General features: G+C 60.3%; 15 protein-coding genes. 4 read left to right on the top strand and 11 right to left on the bottom strand.

Translation table 11 applies throughout. The features are described from left to right. Window positions 1-138: 138 nt before the first annotated feature. Window positions 139-732, top strand: coding sequence for a nitroreductase family protein (locus tag ABFB52_RS08190; RefSeq protein WP_007958056.1), 594 nt, complete (start codon window positions 139-141; stop codon window positions 730-732). A gap of 128 nt (window positions 733-860) precedes the next feature. Here the strand turns inward: ABFB52_RS08190 and ABFB52_RS08185 are convergent, their stop codons facing one another. The 4 genes from ABFB52_RS08185 to ABFB52_RS08170 form a co-directional block, all read right to left on the bottom strand. Next, window positions 861-1,793, bottom strand: a complete 933-nt coding sequence (locus ABFB52_RS08185) for a D-2-hydroxyacid dehydrogenase (protein WP_129972845.1) — start codon at window positions 1,791-1,793, stop codon at window positions 861-863. 106 nt (window positions 1,794-1,899) lie between these two features. Then, window positions 1,900-2,193: a YcgL domain-containing protein gene (locus ABFB52_RS08180; RefSeq protein WP_102717526.1), complete on the bottom strand. Its 294-nt coding sequence runs from the start codon at window positions 2,191-2,193 to the stop codon at window positions 1,900-1,902. Beyond that, a complete protein-coding gene (gene rnd / locus ABFB52_RS08175; protein ID WP_007958043.1) occupies window positions 2,190-3,323 on the bottom strand; it encodes a ribonuclease D in 1,134 nt (377 codons plus the stop codon). Before rnd ends, ABFB52_RS08180 begins: the two co-directional genes overlap by 4 nt. Window positions 3,324-3,453: 130 nt before the next feature. Further along, complete coding sequence (locus ABFB52_RS08170) at window positions 3,454-5,103, bottom strand: phosphoethanolamine--lipid A transferase (protein ID WP_129972846.1); 1,650 nt, start codon at window positions 5,101-5,103, stop codon at window positions 3,454-3,456. A 297-nt stretch (window positions 5,104-5,400) separates the two neighbouring features. Here ABFB52_RS08170 and ABFB52_RS08165 point away from each other — a divergent pair, with 297 nt between their 5' ends. Both ABFB52_RS08165 and ABFB52_RS08160 read left to right on the top strand, forming a co-directional pair. Continuing rightward, complete coding sequence (locus ABFB52_RS08165; protein WP_129972847.1) at window positions 5,401-6,582, top strand: cyanate transporter; 1,182 nt, start codon at window positions 5,401-5,403, stop codon at window positions 6,580-6,582. 209 nt (window positions 6,583-6,791) lie between these two features. Further along, complete coding sequence (locus ABFB52_RS08160) at window positions 6,792-7,727, top strand: LysR family transcriptional regulator (protein ID WP_085747210.1); 936 nt, start codon at window positions 6,792-6,794, stop codon at window positions 7,725-7,727. A 3-nt stretch (window positions 7,728-7,730) separates the two neighbouring features. Here the strand turns inward: ABFB52_RS08160 and ABFB52_RS08155 are convergent, their stop codons facing one another. The 6 genes from ABFB52_RS08155 to ABFB52_RS08130 form a co-directional block, all read right to left on the bottom strand. Then, entirely contained in the window at window positions 7,731-8,096 is a 366-nt protein-coding gene (locus ABFB52_RS08155; protein ID WP_129972848.1) for a 5-carboxymethyl-2-hydroxymuconate Delta-isomerase, read from the bottom strand. Between the two features lie 57 nt (window positions 8,097-8,153). Further along, entirely contained in the window at window positions 8,154-9,080 is a 927-nt protein-coding gene (locus ABFB52_RS08150; RefSeq protein ID WP_045121852.1) for a LysR substrate-binding domain-containing protein, read from the bottom strand. A gap of 72 nt (window positions 9,081-9,152) precedes the next feature. Further along, window positions 9,153-11,249, bottom strand: a complete 2,097-nt coding sequence (locus ABFB52_RS08145; RefSeq protein WP_129972849.1) for a DUF6311 domain-containing protein — start codon at window positions 11,247-11,249, stop codon at window positions 9,153-9,155. Next, window positions 11,246-11,632 carry a GtrA family protein gene (locus ABFB52_RS08140; RefSeq protein ID WP_085747212.1) on the bottom strand — a complete coding sequence of 129 codons (387 nt, stop codon included), beginning with the start codon at window positions 11,630-11,632 and terminating at the stop codon, window positions 11,246-11,248. Before ABFB52_RS08140 ends, ABFB52_RS08145 begins: the two co-directional genes overlap by 4 nt. Further along, a complete protein-coding gene (locus ABFB52_RS08135) occupies window positions 11,629-12,339 on the bottom strand; it encodes a methyltransferase domain-containing protein (RefSeq protein WP_129972850.1) in 711 nt (236 codons plus the stop codon). Before ABFB52_RS08135 ends, ABFB52_RS08140 begins: the two co-directional genes overlap by 4 nt. 3 nt (window positions 12,340-12,342) lie before the next feature. Then, window positions 12,343-13,311, bottom strand: coding sequence for a glycosyltransferase family 2 protein (locus ABFB52_RS08130; RefSeq protein ID WP_129972851.1), 969 nt, complete (start codon window positions 13,309-13,311; stop codon window positions 12,343-12,345). A 277-nt stretch (window positions 13,312-13,588) separates the two neighbouring features. Between ABFB52_RS08130 and ABFB52_RS08125 the strand changes: the two genes are divergently transcribed. Then, the gene (locus ABFB52_RS08125; protein ID WP_129972852.1) at window positions 13,589-13,780 is read left to right on the top strand and encodes a DUF1508 domain-containing protein; all 192 of its coding nucleotides are present in this window, start codon (window positions 13,589-13,591) and stop codon (window positions 13,778-13,780) included. Between the two features lie 59 nt (window positions 13,781-13,839). On the opposite strand, the gene ppk2 is transcribed toward ABFB52_RS08125, so the two are convergent. Next, window positions 13,840-14,664, bottom strand: a complete 825-nt coding sequence (gene ppk2 / locus ABFB52_RS08120) for a polyphosphate kinase 2 (RefSeq protein WP_129972853.1) — start codon at window positions 14,662-14,664, stop codon at window positions 13,840-13,842. Window positions 14,665-14,738: the final 74 nt, after the last annotated feature.

The raw sequence follows: 14,738 nt of genomic DNA, 5'->3' as shown, positions 1-14,738 counted from the left end.
TTTGCCGGATGCCATAAACGCTCGACCGCGTCGCATCCGGTGAACTGCAGGCTTGCGCCACAACCCCATCGTTCAGCCCAACTGATCCCGCCGGGTTTCGCTTCCAACCTGTCCTCAAACGTAGCAAGGAATCTTTCGATGAGTGCCAACCCTCGCGTTGCCGAATACGCCATTCACCCGCAGTTCACCGATCGCTGGTCGCCCCGCGCCTTCACCGGCGAAGCGATTTCCGAGGAAACCCTGCTGAGCTTCTTCGAAGCCGCGCGCTGGGCGCCGTCGGCGTACAACTCGCAGCCGTGGCGTTTTCTCTACGCCCGTCGCGACACGCCGAACTGGGAGCGTTACCTGGGCCTGCTCAATGAGTTCAACCGCAGCTGGGCCCAGCACGCGTCGGCGCTGGTGATCGTGATTTCGAAAACCACCTTCACCGCACCGGGCGCGACCGAAGAAACGCCTGCGCTGTGGCACACCTTCGACACCGGTTCCGCGTGGGGCCATCTGGCGCTGCAAGCGAGCCTGAGCGGCTGGCACACCCACGGCATGGCCGGCTTCGATCAGGAGCTGACCCGCAAGGAGCTGAACATTCCGCAAGGTTATGCGCTGCACGCCGCCGTGGCGGTGGGCAAGCTGGGTGACAAGGCAACCCTGGCGGATTACCTGCAAGCACGGGAAACGCCGAGCCCGCGTCGCCCGCTGAGCGAACTGGCGGCTGAAGGCGATTTCACCCTTTAAAGCTTCACCACATGATCGTTCCCACGCTCTGCGTGGGAATGCAGCCGGGGACGCTCTGCGTCCCAAAGCGGACGCAGAGCGTCCATAGAGGCATTCCCACGCGGAGCGTGGGAACGATCTTGAAGAGCTCAGTAACCGCGTGCGAAATCCACTTCCCCGCGCAACGCCTCTCCCGCCTGATACGCCCGCAAGTTATCCAGAAACAACTGCACCATCATCGGTGGCGATGTCGGCGCCGAGCTGTGCCCGGTCAGCAGCAAGCCCCATGCGGTCCAGAAAGGATGCCGTTGTGGCAGCGGTTCCTGACGGCAAACGTCGATCACCGCGCCGGCCAGATGGCCTTCCTTCAACGCTTCGACCAGATCCGCATCGACCACCGCCACACCGCGCCCGGCGTTGATGAACAACCCGGTCGGCTTGAATTGCTTGAACAGCGCCGCGTCGTAGATATCGTGGGTGTGCTCGGTGTTGGGCAGCAGGTTGACCACGTAATCCGCTTCGCCCACCAGCCGCGGCAAGTCCGCCATCGAACCGACTTCGACAAACGGCGCCTGCTCGCGGGCGCTGCTGGCGATGCCGTACAACTCGACACCGAACGGCAGCAGGAACTGCGCCACGCTCTGGCCGATGTCACCGGTGCCGACGATCAACACCTTGCGTCCGACCAGACTCTGGCCGGTGCGGTTGTCCCACTTGCGCTCGACCTGGCTGACCAGCCGCGCCAGCACTTCGCGCTCGTGGCCGAGCATGTAGGTCAGCACATATTCAGCCATCACCTGACCGAAAATGCCGACCGCCCGGGTCAGGCGGTAATCCCGGCGCAGGCCGTCGGCCAGCAGCGGCGTGATGCCGGCCCAGGTCGATTGCAGCCATTGTGGCTGGTGGCCCTGACGCAACAGGGTCGCCAGCAGATCCGGCTGGCCCAGCCACACCGAGCAATCGACGGCCTGGCGGGCCAGTTCGGCGGAGTCGCCGCTGGTCAGCACTTCAAGCTCCGGAGCCGCCTGACGCAGCAGTCGGGCGTATATCGCGTGGTCGTGTTCAGCAATCAGAACGCGCATCTTCAAACCTTTCGCAAACCGTGCAGGCGGCCGCCAACTTCGTGGCAGCCGTCGCCGTAAAAACCGTTCCAGGGGTTACAAGAGGCCCAGGACAGGGCCTCGCGGATCAGACCGGGTCGTTGCGTCGCAGCAACTCTTCGGGCAAGTGCTCGATGTACTCTTCCTCGGCCGGTGGCATTTGCAGGTGATAGCCCTGCTTTTCGAGGTTTTCCAGGACCACGGCAATGTCTTCGCTGGCCAGCTTGCGCTCGGGGCTCAGTACCAGATCAAAGGAATGCTTCGCCTTGCCGAACGCTGCCATCAGGCCTTCCGGCACACGCTCCAGCGCATCGCTCTTGAGCACGTACAGGTACATGCCGCTTTTCTTCGAACTTTGATAAATAGAACAAATACGTTTCAAGGCTGTTCTCCGGCGGTGGCCAGGCTGTCGAGCAGCTTCTGGCCCATCAACTCGCGGCGCCAGCCACGCAGCGAATCAGGCAATTGGTAAGGGCCCTCGGGGAAGCCGCTTTTGACCAGTGCTTCGAGGGTTTTCTTGCGCAGCATCAGTTCCGGCGCGATGCCCAGACGTTCAGCTTCGGCCTGACCGAGCGCCCGCAGCTGTTTGATCAGCGCGGCGGCTTCGATCGGCAACGGCTCCGGCACGGCTGGCGGCCATTGATCAGGCCCCACACTGCCAGAGCGCTTGATCAGATCAAGCAGAAACTCGCCGTCCTGACGCACGGTACGCGGGTGCATGTCTTCGATCTTGCCCAGCGCGCTGAGGTTGTCCGGTTGGGTCCGGGCCAGCGGCCACAGCGAGTGTTCACGGACGATGCGATTGCGCGGCAGGTCGCGGGCGCGGGCCTCGCGTTCACGCCAGGCGCACAGCTCGCGAAGAACAGCCAGTTGGGCGCGGGACAGTTTCCACGCCAGTTTGGCCTCACGATACACCTCGTACGGATCGGTCTCGCGGCGCAGGTTGGCGACCAGTTCGGCGCCGTCCTCCAGCACCCAGGCGAATTTGTCGTCGGACAGTTTCGGACGCAGTTGTACGAAAACCTCCGCCAGATGCACGGCGTCTTCAGCGGCATAGCTGATTTGCGTGTCGGATAACGGACGCTGCAACCAGTCGGAACGGGTTTCGCCCTTCGGCAGTTCGATGCCGAGCACTTCCTGCACCAGACGCGAATAACCCATCGAGAACCCGAGGTTCAGGTAGGCAGCGGCCAGTTGGGTATCGAACAGCGGCGCCGGCAGGCTGCCGGTCAGGCGCAGCAGGACTTCGAGGTCTTCGCTGCAGGCGTGCAGGACTTTGAGCACCGCAGGGTTTTCCAGCAGCGCGGCCAAGGGTTGCCAGGCGTTTATGGTCAGCGGGTCGATCAGGTAGGCGCGTTTGCCGTCGCCGACCTGCAACAGGCCGGCAATCGGGTAGAAGGTGTCGACCCGCATGAATTCGGTGTCGAGGGCAACGAACGGCAGCTGCTGCCACTCGGCGCAAAACTGCGCGAGGCTATCGTTGTCGCGAATCCAGTGAATATCGATGGCCACACGGCTCTCCCTTCAAGAATGGCGCGCAGTATATATCGCCACCGGCGCTTTCCGCGCCTTTACAGGGCAAGAGCTTGATGAAATCTCCTGCCTGAGGGAAAGAATAGTCTTACAGAGTGAGTCTGCCGGCTCAGTCCTTGGCCAGCACCCCGTCGATCACCGCGCCCCGGCAGCCGGCAAACATGTCCAGATCCGGCTGGTAGACCTTGCTCTGCACTTCCAGCAGACCGAGCATCGAGTGAAACAGGTTGTCCTGACTCAATGGCTTGTCGCGGCTCATTTGCAGGCAATGGGTGTCGACCGAGTAGGACTTCTGATAGCTGTCGGAGAACCACGCCAGCATCGCCACGTGTTTCTGTTGCTCCGGCGCCAGCATGTACGGCGTGCCGTGGAGGAACAGGTTGTACTCGCCCAGGGATTCGCCGTGATCGGACAGGTACAGCATGGCGGTATCGACCTTGTCCTGATTGCTGCGCAGCACATCGATCAGGCTCGACAGCACATGGTCGGTGTACACCAGCGTGTTGTCATAACCGTTGACGATGCTTTCGCGGCTGCAATTGTTCAGCGCGTTGCTTTCACACACCGGGGTGAAGTGCTCATATTCCTTCGGATAGCGTTTGAAGTATTCCGGGCCGTGGCTGCCCATCTGGTGCAGGACCAGGACGGTGTCCTTGTCCAGGTGATCGATAAAGCTTTGCAGGCCCTGCAACAGGATTTCATCGCGGCATTCGCTGTTGGTGCACAGCGCCGGATCCTTGAGGTTGCTGACGTCCTGCAGGGTAACGCGATCGCAGGTGCCCTTGCAGCCGGACTGGTTGTCGCGCCAGATCACGTCGATCCCGGCACGCTTGAGCACGTCCAGCAGCCCTTCCTCATTCTTCGCCTTGCTGGCGTCGTAATCCTTGCGGCCCATGTTGGAGAACATGCACGGCACCGACACGGCGGTTTCCGTGCCGCAGGAATGCACGTCGGTAAAGGCGATCAGGCCGGCTTCCTTGTCCAGTTTCGGCGTGGTGTCGCGGCCATAACCGAGGATGCCGAAGTTTTCCGCCCGGGCACTTTCCCCCACCACCAGCACCGTCAGGGATTTGCGCGGATGATTCTGCACGGCGACGTTGCGCTGGGCGTCATCGCCGATCGTGACGAACGGTTGCTGCGCCGAAGCCACCTGTTCACGCAGATAACCGGCCGAGGCGCCGATGTAGTTGCTCGGCACCAGCATCAAGCGAATTTCGTGGTGATTGCGAAACAGCGACGACAGCCCTTGATAATTGGCCAGCGCAACGCCGCCAATGACCGCGACCGACGCGACACTCACCACAACTTTGCTTAATAACTCGCGATGCCAGCGACGATAGTTGACTGGAACTTTCCACAACAACCAGGACGGCAAGACACCCAGAAAAACGATATAAGCGAGCAACTTCAAAGACAGCAGATCGCGCACTTCAGTGGCATTGGTTTCGGCAAAGTTGCGAAACATGCCGGCATCGATCATTACACCGTATTGGCTCATGAAATAAGCCACGCCAGCGCTGACCATAAACAACAACGTCAACACGGGTTTCAACACGGGTCGAAACGCCAGCAACGTCAGCACGATGTTGTACGCCGCGAAGATCATCACCCCGAACGCAATGCGCATGGCAATGCCTTTGCCGTCCGCAGCGGTGATATCGAACAGGTGCTGCCAGAGAACGAAATTGAATCCGGTCAAAAGAAAGGCGCTGGCAAACAACGTCACCCATTCCGGGCGCACGGCTTTTAACTTGAACATGGCGAGGGGCTATTTCCTTGAAAGAAGTGCCGTCGTCAATTGTGAAAATTTCATTGACTCAGACCACACAAACTTTAAGCAGGCAACCATCAATTTTTTGTGAAAAAGAAGCCAACGATTAGTTGGCCCATGAAATAACCATGAAACTTTCGGTGTATTTGAGAATGGTTCAGCTGTGGTTCAGTCGCAGGCGACGAGGTGCCGTATCGATTTTCTCGATAGCGACCCTGACTTTCTGATTTGCCGCCCCGCTCGCCTGCCCGCCTAATCGACCGCCTACGGTTCAAAGGTCTGAAGATGGAAAACGTTCGCGCCACCGCCCGCCCCGCTGTCTGGCTGATGCTCGGCATCATCCTGGTCGCCCTCAACCTGCGCCCATCGATGGCGGCAGTCGGGCCATTGCTCTCGGCCATTCGCGGCGATATGGCGCTCAGTTTCAGTCTCGCAGCGTTGCTGACCCTGCTGCCGGTGATGGCGATGGGGCTGGCGATGTTCTTCGGCATGGCGGTCAGCCAGCGCCTCGGTGAACAGCGCACGGTGCTGCTGTCGTTGTTGATCATCGGCGTGGCGACGCTCTCACGGCTGTTTCTCGACTCGGCGGGCGGATTGATCGCCAGCGCCATACTGGCCGGGATCGGCATTGCACTGATCCAAGCCTTGATGCCCGCGCTGATCAAATCGCGGTTTCCCGACAACGTGGCGCTGTGCATGGGCCTTTACGTCACTTCGATCATGGGCGGCGCGGCGCTGGCCGCTTCGTTCGCACCGTGGGTGCTGATGCAGACCGGCAACTGGCGGGCGGGACTGGCGGTCTGGGCGGTTTTGGCACTGCTCGCCATTCCTGTGTGGTGGGCAACCCGCGCTACGTCAACGGACACCATCCGGACCGTCGTCAGAAAATCCTTCTTCACGAATTCCCGCGCCTGGCTGCTCGCGATCTTCTTCGGGCTCGGCACCGCGTCCTACACCTGCGTGCTCGCCTGGCTGGCGCCGTACTACGTGGAAAAGGGCTGGAGCGAACAAAACGCCGGCCTGATGCTGGGTTTTCTGACGGCCATGGAGGTGATTTCCGGGCTGGTGGTGCCGGCCATTGCCAATCGCAGCCGTGACCGACGTCTGGTGCTTGGCGCCCTGCTCGGCCTGATCATCGCCGGATTCCTTGGCCTGATTCTCAGCCCGCAGCATCTGAGCCTGTTGTGGCCCTGCCTGCTTGGACTCGGCATCGGCGGGCTGTTCCCGATGAGCCTGATCGTGTCCCTCGATCACCTCGACGAACCAAAACGTGCCGGCGGGCTGACCGCGTTCGTACAAGGCATCGGTTACCTGATTGCCGGGCTGTCGCCGCTGATGGCCGGCATGGTTCGCGATCGACTGGGCAGCTTCGAGTGGGCGTGGTGGTCACTGACGGCAGTGATGACGCTCATGCTGCTGATGGTGCTGCGTTTCAACCCACGGCATTACGCCCGGCACATGGGCTGATCGGGCGAATGGCAGGCCGACCCGTCTGGATAAAGGCTTCTGGCCACCTTTTCCGGGTTTGATGGTGTACGTCGTGTTACTAAAACTTTCTGTCCCACAACTGACCGTGAAAAGTCCTACAGGGCTTTCTCCTGGCACCATCGTTCCGTTACGATCATGCGCACACGTTTGCGCGGATTCGGCGCAAGGAGCACAGCGAGACAGAACGGATGCTGAACAGTAACTTGCTTAGAAAGCTCGACATGCAGGATCTCATGGTGTTTGTCGCCGTGTATGAGCAAAGCAGCGTCACCGACGTGTCGGAGGCGCTGTTCGTCAGCCAGTCCACCGTCAGTTACTGCCTGAAAAAACTGCGCACCAGCTTCGAAGACGAATTGTTCGTCAACACCCGCACGGGCATGCGCCCGACCTACAAGGCCAGCAGCATGTACGGCCATGTGCAGAAAATCCTCGAAAGCATCAACCTCTGCCACGCCGGCGCTCCGACCTTCGACCCGATGGCGCAACCGGTGACCTTCAACATCTGCGCCCCGGAATACTTCGAGCAACTGATCCTGCCACGGATGTTGAAGCGCTTTGACTTCGATGACTTGCCGGTGATGGTCAACATGCACAAGTTCGAAACCGACGTGCCGGTCGAAGAATTGCGCGACGGCAGCCTCGATCTGGTGATCTGTTTCGGCCCGCACTTCCATCGCAGCCACGCCGACCTGAAATCAAGGATGTTGCTGGAAGATGACCTGGTCTGCGTCTTCGACAAACGCGCCACGCCGCTGGAGCCGCGCCTGAGCCTGCAAGCCTTCACCGAACGCCGGCATGTGTTCCCGACGCCGTGGACGTCGACCACCAACATGGTCGATGGCTGGCTGGCGCGGCAGGCGCAGAAACGCCAGATCGTCGCCCGCTCCAACAGTTACAGCGCAGCGTTGAAGATGATCACCGGCACCGATTTCATCCTGACCCTGCCCCGGCGCATTCAGCGTTTGCTGACCAACGACGCGGTGTTCAATCACTGCGAGGCACCGAACGGCCTGCCTGGGTTCACCCTCGACATGCAGTGGTGCCACAACGTCGATCAGGACAGTGCCAACCTCTGGCTGCGCGAGCAGGTCATCAAGACCTGCGCGGAGCTGGAGGCAGCCTGAGTCCTACACGCCGATGGCGACTTTGCTGTAGGACTCGCGGTCGATATCGAGCAGTTCCACGCTCAACTGCACTTCGACACCGACCGGCCATTCGCACAGGTCCTGCAGCACCGCCAACAGGTTTTGCGAGAGTTGTTTCTTGATCTCCGGGGAACGACCGCTGAGCAGCGCCAGCCTCACCGCGACAAAGGCGCGCTCGTTCATGGCAGTGCCGACCTTGAAGGTTTCAACCTTGAGCGCACGGCTCTTGATATCGAATTCCGCCGCGAACTGACCGGAACCCACCAGCGTGTTGTTGAGCCGGATCAACGCCACATCGGCGTTCAGTAGCGGCAGGTTGGCGGTGTATTCCAGGTGCAAGTGTGGCATCTCGGTGCTCCAGTGGTTCGGCGGAAAGGTCGTACATATATCACAGCAACGCCTGACTCACGCCAACGACGACATCACCGGACGCTCACTCATGAACTGCTCCAGCCGCGAACGCAACCAGCGCTCGGCCGGGTCGCTGTCGACGTGGCTGAGCCAGACCATCGACAGGTCGAGGGTCGGGGTCTTGAACGGGAACGGCTCCTTGAACAAGAACCCGGAAGCGGCCATGGCGTCGGCGGTGTAATCCGGCAGGCTGGCGATCAGATCGGTGCCGGCCAGCAGCGCTGGCAACGAACTGTACTGCGGCACCGACAGGACCACCTGACGGGTGCGACCGATGTCCGCCAGCCATTCATCGGCGTAGCCACTGACATTGGCAGTGTGGGAAACCAGCACATGGGGTCGTGCGCAATATTCGTCGAGGGTCAGCGGCGTGTCGGACTTGTCGGCACGCAGGATGCTCGGTTGGATGTGTCGCAACAGCTTGCGCTTGGCATTGGCCGGCAAGCCGCGGGTCTGGCTGATGCCGACGGTGATGTCGCCCGCCGCCAGAAGATCGGGAATCCGCCAGTAATCGACGTGTTGCACCACGAATACCACGCTCGGTGCTTCTTGGCGCAAGGCGCGCAACAGCGGCGGTAAAAGACCGAATTCGACGTCATCCGACAGACCGATGCGAAAGGTCATGGTGCTGACGGCAGGATCGAAATCCCGGGTCAGGCTAAGGGCCACCGACAACGAGTCGAGCGCAGGCTTGAGATGGCGATAGATGTCTTCGGCACGGGCGGTCGGCTCCATGCGATGGCCGACGCGGATGAACAACGGATCGTTAAGCATGGTGCGCAGTCGGTTGAGCGCCGAGCTGATGGTCGGCTGGCCGAGAAACAGCTTCTCGGCGGCCCGGGTCACGTTGCGTTCGAGCATCAAGGTTTCGAACACCACCATCAGGTTGATGTCGGCCTTGCGTAATTCATTGCGGTTCATCCATTGCCCCCCGATCCCCAGATTGCGGCAGTGTAGAAAGGCCGCGGGGGCGGCGTCCATCGAAACGACGTGTCATTGCACCGTCAACGTCTTCAGCCCCAGGCCCATGATCCGCGAATCGTCGTTGATACCCAGCTGTCGAGGGCTGACGGCATCCGGCAGCTGCAATTCGATATCGACCCGGTCATCGTTCCCGAGGCGCTGGCTGAGCTGGGCGCTGATCGGGATTTCCAGGCGATTGCCTTGAAACTGCGTCAAACGGGTCTCCAGTACCTGTTGGTCATTCAGACTGACGATCACCCGCTGGCCGGGGTGCCCAGGCGAGATGAAAGCCAGCGCGTCGATCACGATCGAACGCGCCGGCGGCTGCACCCGCAATTGGATTTTCGCCTGTCGCCCTTCTGTCCACGTCCCCCAGTTTTCCGGCTTCGACCAGCCGCTGACCAGTTGTCGATTGCGATAATTGAAGGTCAGTGTTTGCCCTGGACCAGTGAGGGGCGCGAGCAAAATCTGTTGCCCTTCATCAGGCACCTGCAGGCACTCACTGCAGCGCTTCCAGCCTGGCGCCAGCACCGCCACCCCGTCCACGCGCGTCAGCAGATCGGTTTCACTGTTGATGCTCCGTGCGGCATCGACCAGAGCATCGTCGTCCAGCAGGTACAAAGAGTCAGCGTCGTATTGCCCCGAATCGAGCATCGCGCGTGCTTTCTGCTGTGCTTGCGCCAGCGCCGAAGTGCTCATGCGTCCCAGATACACTGCATCGGTTTTCATCCCGTGGGTCGCTGCGAAACCGGCGATCATCTGCCAGCGATCACTCTGGTTCTGCGGCATCAGGCTGCGCACATTGGCGTAACGCGCAGCAGCACTGGCCCAGAAGGGATCAGTCATCGGACTGCTCCAGACCGATGAAGGCGCCAGCATTTTTCCCTGTCTGGTGGCCATCCAGCCATCTCGGGTGTCGGCCACCTGGATCAACAATGCGGCGGCCAGCAGACCGATGGCGATGCGTGGCCGGTAACCGCGTACCACCAGAAAAATCATGGTCAGGACGCAGGCATACAACACCGGCCAGAACATCCGACCCGAGGCACGAAAAATACTGGCCAAGGCGATGATTCGATCGGGTAGCGGATACTCGAACGTCAACGAGCCTATGCCTATTCGGTTCGACAGCGCGAACAGCCATAAACCGAGCATGGCCACCAGCAGCCATGGACGAGCACGCAATTCATCGTTCAAGAGTCGCCGGTTTCGCAGCCAGGCAAAAAAAGCCGGCGGCACCAGCAACAGAACACCCAGGCCGAAGTAGTTGAAACCTTCGTAATCCCCCTCCTCTTTCGGCAGACCGGGAAGGAGACGGGACCAGCCTGCCGGGTCGGCGGGCGACAGCAGATTCATCCGGTACAAACCAAAACCACTGGCTGCCGCGCCATCGGCAATGCTGAAGTAACCGGCCTGCCAGCAGCACACACTCACCAAGGCGAAAAGCACGCCGCCCTCGATCAGCCCTTGCCCCCGGGTCAATGACCGACTGAATGTCTTGCCCAGCAGGTCCGCCAGCCAGATCAGCGCAACCATGGCCAGCAGATAGGCATGCACCCCGGCCGTCACCGCCAGCAACGTGCCCCACGCCAGGCGACGACGTTGCAGATCCGGCAGCAACACCAGGTACAGCGCCGCCAGAATCAGGAAATGGCCCGCCAGGGAAAGGTGCCCCACCAGGCGAAAAAACATCACCGGCGAAAACGCCAGCAACCCTGCACCCAGAAGGCGAATCACGGGGTGGGGCGTCATCAGCCCCAGCAGTTTCCAGCCAAACCAGGCTTGCAGGACACAACAGGTCAGCAGCCACAAACCAAAATACTGGAAGGTCTCCGGCAACCAGCCACTGAACGTCTTGAACAACAGCGCCAGCAGTGGGTTGGAGTCGGAAAAAATGATTGCGCTGCCCAGTTCCAGGCCGTAAGACGGATTGAGCCCGAGCGGAAATGTCCAGGGCGCATGCCGGAAAAACGCCCAGCCCAAATAATGCGTGGCCGGATCGCCCTGCTCCAGCCAGCCAAAGTTTTGCGGGTTCAGCGCTTGCGGTCCGACCACCAGAAAAAACACCAGAACACCCGAGAACAATGGCAGCAGGGAAAGTGCCGGGTGCTCCCGTGAATCCGTCATCGATATGTCCAGAAGTTGTGCAGTACAAAGGTGAATGCCGGAATCGTCAGCGCCACGGCAACGATTCCGGCGAGATAGTGCAGCCCGGCCATCTGCGCCGCCCAGGCCACGAACATCGCCAACAGAAAGCCGCCCGCCGAAACCAGCATGAAACGCAGCAGGGTTTTGCCGTGCAGTCGGGCAGAAAAACTCCAGGTGGTGTTGATCACATAGGACACCACCGTCGCCACGATAAAGGCCACGCCGTTCGCCAGAGGCGGCTGGTGGCTGACGAAATTGATGAACAGCACCGCCACCAGCGCATGCAGCGCGGTGACGAACAGACCGGTCACGGCGAAACGCAGACCTCGCTGGATCAACGGGGACTTTTCGGCGGCCGTCACGGTTTGCGCGCCAGCACGAACACGCTCAAACCGGCGAGGCGATTCATGCCCATCAACGGCAGCTCGAGACTGCACAGGGTTTTCAGCAGCGTATTGACCAGCGGATGATGTTTTTTCAGCTGCGAACGCGGTGCCGAACCCCGAGCGCCGCCGGGTATCAGGCGCGACGCCAGCGCAATCGGGAACACCGCTCCGAAGTAATAAGCGCCCCGCTCTACCGCCAATCCGGCCTTACCCGCCAGAGCCTCGAATTGCCCCAGGGTATAGCGACGTTTGTGTTCGAGAAAATCATCATGCCCGCTCCACATGAACTGGAACGCCGGCACGGTCATCAAAAAACGGCTGCCGGACGGCACTTTTTCGACGTAGGACTTGAGCAGGCCGAGGTCGTCATCGACGTGTTCCAGCACATCCATCAGTAACACCAGATCAGCGTCCACGCTGTCGATCGAGCGACGGTAATGCACGGGTTTGCCGGCAGTGGTGGCGCTCGAATCGGCCGGGTAACTGATGTCCACGCACCACGCTTCGCGCGCCGCCGTGTGGGTCAATAAATGGTGGGAAAAGAAGCCTGAACCGGCACCGACATCGAGGATTCGCTTGATCGGCGCTTCACCCAGCAAGCGCCGGGTCGCAGCCGCTTTGGAGCAGTAATACCAATGCTGGCCGATGCTGTCGCCGAGGATGTCGGTTTCCTTGAGGTCCATCGGTCAGTCCTTGGGATCGTAAACGCGGCGCACCAGAAAGACCGGTCGGCGCTTGGCTTCAATGTAAGTGCGCCCCAGGTATTCACCGAGTACGCCAATGCCGATCAGTTGCAGGCCACCGAGGAATGTCACGGCCACCATCAGCGACGCATAACCCGGCAGATCGACACCGTACAGTAGCGTGCGCACCACGATGAACATGGCAAAGGCGAACGACACCAGCGACACCATCGCTCCCAGATATGTCCAGATCCGCAGCGGTTCGGTGCTGAAACTGGTGATGCCTTCCAGCGCAAAATTCCACAGTCGCCAGCCATTGAACTTGGTCTGCCCCGCCGCCCGCTCCGGGCGCTCGTATTCGACTTGCGTGGTGCGGAAACCGACCCAGGCGAACAGGCCCTTCATGAAACGCCGCGATTCCGGCAAGGTGAGCAATGCATCGACCACACAGCGATCCATCAAGCGAAAATCGCCGACATTCTCCGGCAACGGCTGATCGGCAATCCGGTTGTGCAGGCGGTAGAACCAGTTGGCGGAGGTCTGCTTGGCCCAGGTGTCGTTGCGCCGGCTGAGACGATGCCCCAGTACCACTTCGAAGCCTTCTCGCCAACGCTCGATCATCTGCAAGATCACCTCGGGAGGGTCCTGCAGATCGACATCGATCGGCACCACGATCTGCCCGGTGGCGATCTGCAAACCGGCGGACAGCGCCGCTTCCTTGCCGAAATTGCGGCTCAGATCAACGATGCGGATGCGTGAATCGCTCTGCTGGCAGTTCAGGAGACGCTCCAGCGTCGTATCGGAACTGCCGTCGTTGACGAACACCAGTTCCAGGTTGATTAGCGCCTCTTGCTCGAATACGTGACGAATGCGCAGGAGGAAGCCGTCGAGGCTGTCCTCTTCGTTGAACACGGGAACCACCAGCGACAACTTCACCGGGCCCGCGTGCTGCGTTCCATTCGAGTGGGTCAATGGACTGCTCTTTTTTTATAGTGATTGTCGGTCGCCGAACGCTGTTCGACGCCATGAGCCGCACCGTATTAAGCAGCAGCCCGAAATGTCATGCAAGGGTGAAACGACGGCGTTCCGGCCAATCCGGAGGGCGATCCCTGCGCTCTGGCCCGCGCCTTCCAGAAACATTCACGAACGATTGGAAACAAATCCCCGATAGCCAAAAAACCGCGCTCCGCTAGGCTTGCGTCGAGGCGTCACACAGGTTGTCGCACATAAATCGCATGGAGCGAACTGAATGTATTTCGAGATTTACAGGCAATCCAAGGGCACCCCGAGCACCGGCAAGGGCCAATGGCGCTGGCGGCTACGGGCAGGCAACCACGAGACGGTCGCCAGTGGCGAATCGTATGTGAACAAGGCGGATTGTCTGCATGTGATCGAGTTGATCAAGGGTGTGCAGGAAGAGACCCCGGTCAAGGAGATCTGAGGACTGTCCAGGACGCCGGGCTGCCTGAGTTGGCAGCTCCGGCGACTTCTGAAGTTGCTTCAGAACCTTTCGGGAATGTGCCTGAAGGGATAATCCGACTCTTTGTATCCCCCCGGTTTCTGCCGCTTGGGCAAAGTCACCTTCTCTCGCGGCACTTCTTTGTAGGGAATGCGACTGAGTAGGTCGGAGATGATATTGAGCCGCGCCCGACGCTTGTCGTTCGAGTTGGCCACCAGCCACGGTGCGTAATCGGTGTCGGTCGCTTCGATCATGTCGTCCCGCGCCCGGGAGTAGTCATACCAGCGGCTGTAGGACTTGAGATCCATCGGCGACAGTTTCCAGATCTTGCGCCCGTCGACAATGCGCGCCTCCAGGCGCCGGGTCTGTTCTTCCTGGCTGACATTCAGCCAGTACTTGAGCAGGATCACCCCCGAACCGACAACTGCGCGCTCCACCAGCGGCACGGTCTTGAGAAACTTGTCGACCTGTTTGTCCGTGCAAAAGCCCATCACCCGCTCGACGCCGGCGCGGTTGTACCAACTGCGGTCGAAGATCACCACTTCGCCGGCCGCCGGCAAATGTGGCAGATAACGCTGCATATACATCTGGCTCTTCTCTCGATCGGTCGGGGCCGGCAACGCGATGACGCGAAAGACCCGCGGGCTGACCCGTTCGGTGAGCGCCTTGATGGTACCGCCCTTGCCCGCACCGTCACGGCCTTCGAAGATGATGCAGATCTTGATGCCTTCGGCCTTTACCCATTCCTGCATTTTCACCAGTTCGATATGCAAACGGCGCAGCTCGGCAAGGTAGTCCTTGTTTGACAGTTTTGTATGTTCGTCAGTTTTTTCTCGGGGCGAGTCTTTCTTCTTTCCCTTTGCCATGACCAGACCTCTCGGGTTGGAACGACAGCCAGGCTCGTTGGCAATGCATGACCTGGAACCGGAAAGTTTAGTCA

The organism is Pseudomonas sp. 9.2(2024), assembly GCF_039695385.1.
In the GTDB taxonomy this organism is placed as follows: domain Bacteria; phylum Pseudomonadota; class Gammaproteobacteria; order Pseudomonadales; family Pseudomonadaceae; genus Aquipseudomonas; species Aquipseudomonas paraglycinae.
Note: the sequence above shows the minus strand (reverse complement) of the source record. Positions and strands in the feature narration are given on the sequence as shown.